Source organism: Nonomuraea antimicrobica, from assembly GCF_039536965.1.
GTDB classification, from domain to species: domain Bacteria; phylum Actinomycetota; class Actinomycetes; order Streptosporangiales; family Streptosporangiaceae; genus Nonomuraea; species Nonomuraea antimicrobica.
In genome coordinates this window covers 1-9,404 of the sequence record NZ_BAAAZP010000028.1, presented here as the reverse complement: position 1 = coordinate 9,404, position 9,404 = coordinate 1, and the positions used below count along the sequence as shown (strand labels likewise).

Annotated in this window: 11 protein-coding genes; 2 read left to right on the top strand and 9 right to left on the bottom strand. The window is 65.4% G+C overall.

Annotation, left to right across the window (positions count from 1 at the left end):
• Nucleotides 1–956: WD40 repeat domain-containing protein (locus tag ABD844_RS09140; protein WP_344874952.1), on the top strand; the 956-nt coding region annotated here is incomplete at its 5' end.
• Between the two features lie 1,001 nt (nt 957–1,957).
• On the opposite strand, the gene ABD844_RS09135 is transcribed toward ABD844_RS09140, so the two are convergent.
• The 4 genes from ABD844_RS09135 to ABD844_RS09120 all read right to left on the bottom strand — a co-directional run bounded on the left by ABD844_RS09135 (nt 1,958) and on the right by ABD844_RS09120 (nt 6,008).
• The gene (locus ABD844_RS09135) at nt 1,958–2,218 is read right to left on the bottom strand and encodes an integrase core domain-containing protein (RefSeq protein ID WP_344874950.1); all 261 of its coding nucleotides are present in this window, start codon (nt 2,216–2,218) and stop codon (nt 1,958–1,960) included.
• A gap of 1,685 nt (nt 2,219–3,903) precedes the next feature.
• Nucleotides 3,904–4,335, bottom strand: a complete 432-nt coding sequence (locus ABD844_RS09130) for an integrase core domain-containing protein (protein WP_344874949.1) — start codon at nt 4,333–4,335, stop codon at nt 3,904–3,906.
• Nucleotides 4,296–4,961, bottom strand: coding sequence for a hypothetical protein (locus ABD844_RS09125; RefSeq protein ID WP_344874947.1), 666 nt, complete (start codon nt 4,959–4,961; stop codon nt 4,296–4,298). The genes ABD844_RS09130 and ABD844_RS09125 overlap by 40 nt, the downstream gene beginning before the upstream one ends.
• 81 nt (nt 4,962–5,042) lie before the next feature.
• Complete coding sequence (locus ABD844_RS09120; RefSeq protein ID WP_344874945.1) at nt 5,043–6,008, bottom strand: integrase core domain-containing protein; 966 nt, start codon at nt 6,006–6,008, stop codon at nt 5,043–5,045.
• 161 nt (nt 6,009–6,169) lie between these two features.
• Here ABD844_RS09120 and ABD844_RS09115 point away from each other — a divergent pair, with 161 nt between their 5' ends.
• On the top strand, nt 6,170–6,751 hold the full coding sequence (locus ABD844_RS09115) for a hypothetical protein (protein ID WP_344874943.1): 582 nt from the start codon (nt 6,170–6,172) through the stop codon (nt 6,749–6,751).
• 35 nt (nt 6,752–6,786) lie between these two features.
• On the opposite strand, the gene ABD844_RS09110 is transcribed toward ABD844_RS09115, so the two are convergent.
• The 5 genes from ABD844_RS09110 to ABD844_RS09090 form a co-directional block, all read right to left on the bottom strand.
• Nucleotides 6,787–7,335, bottom strand: coding sequence for a hypothetical protein (locus tag ABD844_RS09110; protein WP_344874941.1), 549 nt, complete (start codon nt 7,333–7,335; stop codon nt 6,787–6,789).
• A 162-nt stretch (nt 7,336–7,497) separates the two neighbouring features.
• Nucleotides 7,498–7,839, bottom strand: coding sequence for a hypothetical protein (locus ABD844_RS09105; RefSeq protein ID WP_344874939.1), 342 nt, complete (start codon nt 7,837–7,839; stop codon nt 7,498–7,500).
• A gap of 40 nt (nt 7,840–7,879) precedes the next feature.
• Complete coding sequence (locus tag ABD844_RS09100; protein WP_344874937.1) at nt 7,880–8,428, bottom strand: hypothetical protein; 549 nt, start codon at nt 8,426–8,428, stop codon at nt 7,880–7,882.
• Entirely contained in the window at nt 8,425–8,985 is a 561-nt protein-coding gene (locus tag ABD844_RS09095) for a MauE/DoxX family redox-associated membrane protein (RefSeq protein WP_344874935.1), read from the bottom strand. The genes ABD844_RS09100 and ABD844_RS09095 overlap by 4 nt, the downstream gene beginning before the upstream one ends.
• Before the next feature lie 99 nt (nt 8,986–9,084).
• On the bottom strand, nt 9,085–9,404 hold a 320-nt coding region (locus ABD844_RS09090), incomplete at its 5' end, for a SelB domain-containing protein (protein ID WP_344874933.1).

Sequence of the window (9,404 nt, the reverse complement as noted above, 5' to 3'; positions counted from 1 at the left end):
ACTACACCTTCGCCCGGGAAGACGCCACCATCGTCGGCCAGCGCCTCGCCGGCCACAACGGCATCGCCCACTCGGTGGCCTTCAGCCCCGACGGCAAAATCCTGGCCACCGGTAGCGGAGACGACACCGTGCGGTTGTGGGACGTAGCCACCCGCGCCCTCCTCGGCCCGCCCCTCACCGGCCACACCGACGGTGTCTCCGCGGTGGCGTTCACCCCGGACGGCAAGATCCTGGCCACCGGCAGTTATGACGACACCGTGCGGTTGTGGGACGTGGCCACCAACACCTCAATCGGCCGCCCCCTCACCGTCCACACCAACGACGTCAACTCGGTGGCCTCCATCTCCTCGGTGGCGTTCAGCCCGGACGGCAAGATCCTGGCCGCCGACGATGACGACACCGTGCGGTTGTGGGACGTGGCCACCCGCACCCCCATCGGCCGCCCCCTCACCGGCCGCAACAAGCTGACGAGCTCCGTATCCTCGGTGGCGTTCAGCCCGGACGGCAAGATCCTGGCCGCCGACGATGACGACACCGTGCGGTTGTGGGACGTAGCCACCCGCACCCCCATCGGCCGCCCCCTCACCGGCCACACCGGCTGGGTCGCCGCGGTGGCGTTCAGCCCGAACGGGAAAATCCTGGCCACCGGCAGCAGTGACCACACCATGCGGTTGTGGGACGTAGCCACCCGCACCCCCATCGGCCGCCCCCTCACCGGCCACACCAGCATCGTCGGCTCGGTGGCGTTCAGCCCGGACGGCAAAATCCTGGCCGCCGACGATGACGACGACGTGCGGTTGTGGGACGTAGCCACCCGCACCCCCATCGGCCGCCCCCTCACCGGCCACACCGACGAGGTCTTGTCGGTGGCGTTCAACCCGGACGGCAAGCTCCTGGCCACCAGCAGCCTGGACGGCACCGTGCGGTTGTGGCAACTGGGGAATGATTCCGATTGATAATCAAGCCTGCGGTCCGTTTCTGCCGTATTCGCCGCAGGCGCGGAGAGGGATTGGTGAGCAGGGTGTCGGTTGCAGTTGAAGCTGTCGGTGTCCGCGTGTTGTTGTCGGTGCTCGTATCGGTGTTCAGGTTGAGTTGTCGGATTCCGCCTTCGGCTCCGATCTTGGTGGGGCAGAATGCTGAGCCATGACGGCTTTGCGCGCGCTGGCCTGCGGGATGGACGCACCTCCGCAGGAAGGGGAGTTCGAGGTCCGATACGTCGCCGAGGGCGGCGGTTTGTTGCGCATCTCGCTGAATGAGGCTGGTGCGGTGCGGTTCGAGGTGGCATCGCCGGCGCAGGGGTTTGTCTCGTACAAGAGGTGTGCGCGGTACCTACGGCCCGACTGCTCGGGATCGCAGCATGGACCACGATGCCCATGCCAGTGAATATTTCTGATCACCGTCATTCAGGCCGAGCGAGAAGGCCCGCAACGCGTTCTCGCCCGCCGTCACCAAGTGGATGGTTGCTGCATTCCGTAACCACGGGGCGGCAGGCGCCTCAGGAAAACCCACTTCAACACTAGCGAAAGCATCGATTTAAATGCAGTGGCGAAAATCCTCGACGGCGTCTCAAAACGGAGTTTAATCGGATCCACCGCTTATATACTGGCGACGATCGTTGAGAAGCTCGACCGACTACAGGGGCCTCAGGACGCGGCCTGGCACCTGGCGTATTGCACCCCAGGTCACCAATGTCAACCGAACTGCGCCGTCGCGGAAGAAGCGCTCAGTCTGAGTTGCCGATGTGGCCGTCATTCTGGCGTTGATTCAGCGACTTTCAGAGAACCTCTTGCGCACGATTTCGGTAAGGCCATCTCGCTCCCCCTCGCTCGGCTCCCTGTCAGGAACGGCCCAACTCTGCGCCTGCCGACAATTCCGTCCATGCAGGTCAAGCGGCATGTGAGTACGGGTGGAGGACGCCGCCGAGCCGGTCTCGTCGGCGTAAGTTCAGGTCGATGATTCACTCGGGATCCGTGATCGGATCGGGGACGGTGCGCAGCGGGGCTGTTTGGTTCAGGGCCTGGTGGGCTCGGTGCTGGTTGTAGAACCGTTCGTACTCGCTCAGGGTGTGCCGCAGGTGGTGTTCGTTCCATGCGAGGCAGCGGTCGAGAAGCTCGTGGCGGCATGACTGCACCCACCGCTCCATGATCGCGTTCATCCGCGGCATCCGAATACCGGTGGGCACCGTCTTGATGCCGGCTTCGGTGAGGATCTCGTCCATGAGGGCTGGGAACTTCCCATCCCTGTCTCGGAGCAGAAAGGCGCGCCCGGCAGCCCGCATCGTCCAGATCCATCACCAGATTCTTGATCGCCTGGACGACCCAGGTCGCGCTCGGGTGAGCGGTGGTGCCGAGCACACGGACGCGCCTGGTGGCGTGCTCGATGACCGCCAGGATGTACTGGCGTTGCCCGCTGAGAGTGACGGTCTCGATGAAATCGGCGGCCAGCATGGCGTCGGCTTGCGAGCGCAGGAAGTCGGCCCAGATGGTGGACGCCCGCTCGGGCGCCGGATCAAGACCTGCCCGCTTGAGGATCTCCCACACCGTGGACAGCGCGACCGTAATACCGAGCATGGCGAGCTCACCATGCACCCGCCGATAGCCCCAGATGGGGTTCCCCCGAACCAGGCGCAGGACGAGAGCGCGGATGGAGCGGACCATGGGCGGGCGGCCAGGCCGCTTCCGCCGGCAGGCACGGGCATGACGACATCGCATCAGATCCCGGTGCCAGCGCAGGACGGTATCCGGGCGGATGAGGAGCCGCAGCCGGCGCAGAACCTCGCGCGGCGACCAGGCCAGGAGAGCGGCACGGAAGGCCCGGCCCTTCGGGCGCGAATCGCACACTGGCGTCAGCGCCGAGTCGGCGCTCAAGGACGGCGATCTGGTGACGCAGGACGAGAACCTCCACGCCCTTGTCCCGATCCCCCATGGGCGGCAACCACAGCGCGGCGAACGCGTTCGTGACGGTCAGATAGGCCAGGCGAAGGAGCACAGCGGATCATCCTGCCCCACACGCTTCCGTCTCCCAGGTGACCGGAACTCGCGCACGCCACGCGAAGCCTCGCAGAGTCATGACCTGGGCGGATGCAATTATCGGCAGGCGCACGGCTGACACTACCCGAGAACCGGCAGGTCAGACACCGCATCCTATTTATGAGCCCCACAGGTTAGGCAGTCGCTCAAGCTGTTTTGAGCAGCCGCTCAGACGGCAACACTCAAGGTCCGCAGACCTGGCAAGGATCACAGGTCAGCGTATGAATCGAATATTCGAGCCCCGCAGGCTGGCGGTGAGGGTTCGAGCCTCTCCACCCCTGCTCAACATGCAGAAGGCCCCCTCAGTAGAGGGGGCCTGTCTAGGCGACTGCATCACCCCCCTTCGGGGTGACGGTGTCGCCTGCGACTGCTCGCGGTTGGTCAACCGCGGGTGCGTCTTCCGGCGCTTGTTCTAACGCCTCTGATTCTTCCTGTGGTGCCTCTTGGCTCCATCGGACTGAGATTTCCTTCCAAGAGATGCGTACCTCTCGTACACGGTGCTCCGTCTTGTAGGCCGCGACCAAGATCGCACAGACGCCTAGGATCACAAGGAAGCCCACCGCTACGAAGAAGAGCGCACCAGCGGGACCCAAGCCCGAGAGCCATGCTCCCGGATTGGTCCCCATGGTTAGCTATCTCAGCCCACCAGCGACGTGTGGCTAAGCATCTACCCTCCCATCAACTCATCCGTATCGAACGTGATCAGAGGACTCGACGCAGCGCAACAGCGCTTCGCTGGTGGCATTTAGCCAACGGACGATCCTTCCGAGGTGCCACAGTGCGTCCAATCCTCCCGGCCTGGTGTGGGCCGTATTACGAAGCCCGCGGGTTTCGCGTGGCAGACCCCCAGGTTCTTGGCCAAGAAGTCACAACTTTATGATCCCACGCACGTACCCGAACAGCATCCAATCCGAACTCTTTTTTTGGGGAACGGCAATGGCAGGTCCGGCCTCGGAACAGAACGCAGGTCGGCGAGTTCGGCCAGAACCCGGATCGGCTGCGTTTCGGTGTCGGGGGTACGTTGTTGCCGGGACTGGTGCGGCATGTGTCCGTTGTAGTGGATCAGGTACTCACGGAGGATCAGGGTCAGGTGGCGTTCGCCGAGGATCAGGACCTGGTCCAGGAGTTCACGGCGGAGGGTTCCGATCACGCGCTCGCAGATGGCGTTCATCCTCGGCGTCCGCGGCGGGGTGGTGATGATCCGCAGCCCTTCGGCCTTGAACACTTCCCCGAACGCGATGGTGAACAGCGGATCGCGGTCATGGATCACGAAACGTAGCGTGTCGATGCGCTCGCCCAGGTCCATGACCATGTTGCGGGCCTGCTGTACCGCCCATGCCCGATCGGCTGCGCGGTCACCTCGGCCCGGTGCAGTCTGCGGGTGCCGTGCTCGATGAACACCAGCACGTACAACCGTTTGAGCAGTAGCGTCTCCACGACCAGGAAGTCACAGGCGGTGATCGCGTGCGCCTGAGCGGTCAGGAACTGCCGCCAGCTCGGCCCGGCCCTGCGGGGTGCGGGATCAATGCCGGCGTGCAGGATCTCCCACACCGTGGACGCAGCGATCGAGTACCCGAGCCGGGCCAGCTCACCTTGGATTCTTCTATGCCCGCACATCGGATTCTCCCGCGCCATCCGCACGACCAGCGTCTTGATCGAAACGCCGGTCGATGGTCGACCTGGCCGACACCGATCAGTGCCGGTCCACTTGCGGGCGACCAGGTGACGGTGCCAGCGCAGGATCGTGGCCGGGGTCACCGGGAAGATCTCCGCCCAGCGGCGACGGTTCACCAGCCCGGACAACGCCGTAAGCCAGAGCCGGTCGGCGTGATCCCACCGCGGCCGACCACCCAGCTGACGGCGCAGCACCTGGTTCTCGTGACGCAGCACCAGCAGTTCGATGTCCTTGGACAGATCAGACCGAACCAGCACCGCAGCCAAGCCGAGCAGACATCTCATCAACCGGTAGAGCATCGACAACACTGCGCTTGCCGAAAATTCCATCCGTGCAGTTCAAGCGGCATGTGAGTACTCGTGGAGAACTCCGCCGAGCCGGTCTCTTCGGCATATGTTCAGGTCGGTGATGCGCTTTGGGTCTGTGATCGGGGCGGGGACAGGGCGTAGCGGGGCGGCTTGGTTCAGACCTTGGTGGGCGCGGTGCTGGTTGTAGAAGTGTTCGTACTCGCGCAGGGCGTGCCGCAGGTGGTGTTCGTTCCACAGGAGGCAGCGGTCGAGGAGTTCGCGGCGGCATGACTGCACCCACCGTTCCATGATCGAGTTCATCCTCGGCATCCGAATGCCCGTGCATAGGGTCTTGATGCCCGCCTCGGCGAGGATCTCGTCCATCAGGGCGGGGAACTTCTCATCTCGATCGCGGATCAGATAGCGCGCCCGGCAGCCTGCATCGTCCAGATCCATCACAAAGTTCTTCATCGCCTGGCTGACCCAGGTCGCGCTTGGGTGTGCCGTGGTCCCCAGTACGCGGACGCGCCTGGTGGCGTGCTCGATGACGGCCAGGACGTACTGGCGCTGCCCGTTCAAGGTGATGGTCTCGATGAAATCGCAGGCCGGCAGGGCGTTGGCTTGCGAGCGCAGGAAGTCGGCCCAGGTGGTGGATGCCCGTTCGGGTGCTGGATCGAGGCCTTCCTGTTTGAGGATCTCCCATATCGTGGAGGGTACGATCTCGATGCCCAGCGTGGTGAGCTCTCCGTGGACCCGCCGGTAGCCCCAGCCGGGGTTCTCCCGAACCATGCGCAGGACGAGAGCGCGGATGGAGCTGACCGTGGGCGGGCGCCCACGGCGCTTCGGTCGGCAGGCACGGGCATGACGCTGCCTCATGAGATCAAGAACCGTGATCTGATGGCGCAGGGGCAGTATCTCGACGTCTTGTCCCGATCGCTCATCGGGAACAATCGCAGCACGGCGAAAGCGTTCGTGACGGTCAGGTAGGCCAGGCGAAGGAGAACAGCCGATCATCATGCCGCATCTCCATCCCCCTCCTGATGGCCGGAACTCGGTCGCATGCCACGCGAAGCCTTAGCAGGGGCATGGCCTGGGTGGTTGTAATTTTCGGCAGGCGCAGACCTGATCGTCGGCCAGGGACCCTAGGCAGTCCTTGATCGCCCATATACAACTGAATCATGATCCTCAAAGCGGCGGTGCGCGCCATGCTCGCGATCGTGGCGACGCTCCCGTTGGGCGCGTGCGGGGCCTCCCCGGCGCAGATGGGAGGCGAAGCGGCGATGCGCAAACAGGAAGGCCAAGGTAGCCTGGCCGACCCCCGGGTGCTCACCTGCGCCAACCGCAACGGCTTCGTCGAGGACGAGAGCACCCTACTCTCCTCGGTCGGCCCCCAGGACCTCGTGGAGGGGCCGCTGGTCATCCCCGGCCTGCTCGCCTGGGGGACGGCCGAACCGGAGGAGTACGGCACCGGCAACCGCTTCAAGGTCGGCGCCGTGGTACGCCAGGGCGGCAGGGTCACCCTGTCGATTCCCGAGGAGTTCCACGAGAGCGCCGGCCTGCTCTACGCCGAGGCGGCCAGGGCGGCGGCGAGCCCGGCGAGCGCGGACCACTCGGTGACGTTCGTGGCCTGCGACGATCACGACACACTGTTCGTGGGCGGGTTCCACGTGCTGGCGCCCAGGTGTGTGCCGTTCGACATCGCGGTTCCCGGCCGGCCCGTGGTCCGCAAGGAGATCTCCTTCTTCGACGGGAAGTGCTGAGTCGCGGTGGGCGGGCCTGGGTCCGCCCACCGCGCTCAACCGAGGAACACCGTCGCCAGCACGCCGGCGAAGGTGAGGGACAGCAGGGAGAACGCGTAGGTCCGGACCGCCTTCTCCCTGTCCATGAGCCACTCCATCAGCCATATCGGCTCGGCCTTCGTGTCCTGGTCCTTCGACCCCGGCACGATGGCCACCATCACGATCGACGGAAGCGTGAAGCCGAGCGCGTAACACAGGCCGGCCCACCAAGGCACCAGCCCGAAGAGCGTTACGCCGAGTGCCGCCCACGTCAGCGACGTGACTCGGAAGGTGGTCAGGACAAGCCCGGTGTCGAGTCCCCAGAGGAACGCGCCGTTGGCGGGGCCGAACCGGGTGAAGTGATGGCGAGGGGTCTGCCGCCGCAACATGGGCGTGCGGAGGCCGAACCTACCGGAATCGATGGCCATGCAGGCGAGCAGCACGACACAGGCGGCGATCCTGGAGCCTGTTCCGCGCAGTCCACTGCCGAGGAGATGGACCAGCCCATACGTGAGGACGGCGGAGATCGTGAAGCCGATCGCCAGATTGAGGATGGGCCGATACATGGCCTTCTCCCCAGGGGCTCTCCCCTGAACCAGGGGGCGGAGATATCCGACGAAAGAAAGGCCTCAAAAACTGAACAGCTGCGCGAAGCCCGCACTCATGATGAGCAGGAGCAGCGCGATTGTCACCCACGTGTCAAGGGGCAAGGGATCTCCTGAGAACGACTAGCAGCTGTTGGCTCTGACCGTCCAGCCGGCCGAACAGATGAACGGCCCGGTGTTACAGTTCGAGCCCTTTGTGCACTCGCCGCAGGCGTACAGGCGCGAGCCGGTGCAGCAGTTCCACACCTTCATGCTGTAACCCGACGGGCATACGTACTGCCCCTGGCTGTTCGTGCTGCAGAACTTGTTCGGAAGAGCGAGGTTGCAGCATCTCCAATTGGCCGCCGAGGCGGGCTGGGACATCGCGGCGATGCCGGCGACGGCGCCGACGGCCGTGACACCGACCTTACCCATCCAGCCGATGAAGCCACGGCGGCTGGACCTCATGCCGGAGGTCTTCTCCATGTGGTGCCTTTCTTGTGTTTTGCATGGGGCGGGATCGGTGCTAGACGGACGGCTTGCGGGCCAGGGAGTACTTGTAGGAGACGGGAGTGGCCGCGTACATCTGCCTGACCGACGGCACCGTGTGGGCCCGTGTCAGCTTTCCCTCGGCGATGTGAAGGGCGACGGGTGTCAGATCCAGCCCGAGGCTGCCGACGATGCGCTCCTCGTCGTCGAGGATGACGCGCTCGCCGTGCAGTCCGAACTCGTTGATGAACTCGTTGCCGTCCCCTCTCACCGGGACGACCACGACCCACATCGAAAGGGGCACCGCGCCACCGCGCAGCGCCGCGACCAGGTTGCGGCAGGTCTCGCACTTGTCGGAGACGAACAGCACCATGGCCTGTTCAGCGTGATCGAGGACGGGGGGCAGGCCGAACCGGCTGGGGCTGGCCCCTTGCAGCGTGCCCAGTTCCACCGTGGTTGGCTTGTCCTCAATATCGAGATAGCCGCGGATCTGCCTGACCTGTTCGAAGAGCTCGACCTGGGCGCCGAGCTGGATGAACACCACCACGGCCAGCAGGCAGACCACCACAAGCAGCACCGTCGTCATGCGGCGGGCACCTCCGCATCCTCGTGTCGTGTCGGGTTCGGAGTGACCATGCGGTCGCCCCGCAGCACTCGCCAGAGCCTGACCTCGGCGAGCAGTTTCCACGCGACGAGCGCCAGCAGGAGGGCGGCCAGCCCCACCAGCCCCTCGTCGGCACTCCACGACGGCGGCGCGAACTCGGCCACCGCCGCCAGGCCCAGCCAGAGCGGCAGGTAGAGCACCTGCCGCCAGCCCAGTGCGGCTCCGCCGCCGCCGAAGCAGCCGCACTTGATCTTCTCTCCCAGCCCCAGCGCGCGGATTCCGGCACCGGCGAATGACAGGGCCAGAAGCGCGATGAGCACCCTCGGCCAGGTCGCCGACGGCGTGATCGTCATCGCGGTGACGGCCAGGAGTTCCGCGCCGATCACGATCAGGGCCGCCGGTCGGGCGATGGCGCTGAAGCCCAGCTTGGAGATGGTCTGCGTGAGGGCACGGTGAGTAAGGATCTTCGACAGGGCCGCGACCAGGAAGATGGCGATGAGCGCACCTTGCCCGACGACGCCTGCGACGCTACTCGTCATGATCGAAAAATACTTAAGTGTCCGAAACTCGGCAATGGGCAGGACACTTTTTTCTTTCCGGACGTCCTGACTTTTTTTGTCAGGTGTTTTTTGACCCCGTCAGTTGACAGCCGTGCAGGTTCGTGATCCGTTTTCGCGCCGTGCGGTGCGGCCCAGGCCGTCGAGCATCTCCAGCAACGGCACCGCCACCCGGCGCGTGGTCTGCAACGCGACCCGCGCCTGACTCACCGTGAACGGCGCGGGCAGCAAGCGCAGCCGCTCCACCGCCCGGTCGGGGGCGTCGGGCAGCAACACCACGCCGGCGGTGACGACCAGCACGGCGCCGGCGCGCTCGGCCGCGCCCAGGTTCCTGCCGGCCAGCCCGCGCTCGGCCAGCCGCCGCGCGCTCGGCGCCTGGAACGGCCGGTCGGCCAGCTCGG

What these genes read in the sequence shown, in the direction of transcription:
- ABD844_RS09135 (WP_344874950.1), bottom strand. Translation starts at nt 2,218, where the DNA reads ATGGACGAGATCCTCACCGAAGCCGGCATCAAGACGGTGCCCACCGGT.
- ABD844_RS09130 (WP_344874949.1), bottom strand. Translation starts at nt 4,335, where the DNA reads ATGGACCTGGGCGAGCGCATCGACACGCTACGTTTCGTGATCCATGAC.
- ABD844_RS09120 (WP_344874945.1), bottom strand. Translation starts at nt 6,008, where the DNA reads ATGATGATCGGCTGTTCTCCTTCGCCTGGCCTACCTGACCGTCACGAA.
- ABD844_RS09115 (WP_344874943.1), top strand. Translation starts at nt 6,170, where the DNA reads ATGATCCTCAAAGCGGCGGTGCGCGCCATGCTCGCGATCGTGGCGACG.
- ABD844_RS09110 (WP_344874941.1), bottom strand. Translation starts at nt 7,335, where the DNA reads ATGTATCGGCCCATCCTCAATCTGGCGATCGGCTTCACGATCTCCGCC.
- ABD844_RS09105 (WP_344874939.1), bottom strand. Translation starts at nt 7,839, where the DNA reads ATGGAGAAGACCTCCGGCATGAGGTCCAGCCGCCGTGGCTTCATCGGC.
- ABD844_RS09100 (WP_344874937.1), bottom strand. Translation starts at nt 8,428, where the DNA reads ATGACGACGGTGCTGCTTGTGGTGGTCTGCCTGCTGGCCGTGGTGGTG.
- ABD844_RS09095 (WP_344874935.1), bottom strand. Translation starts at nt 8,985, where the DNA reads ATGACGAGTAGCGTCGCAGGCGTCGTCGGGCAAGGTGCGCTCATCGCC.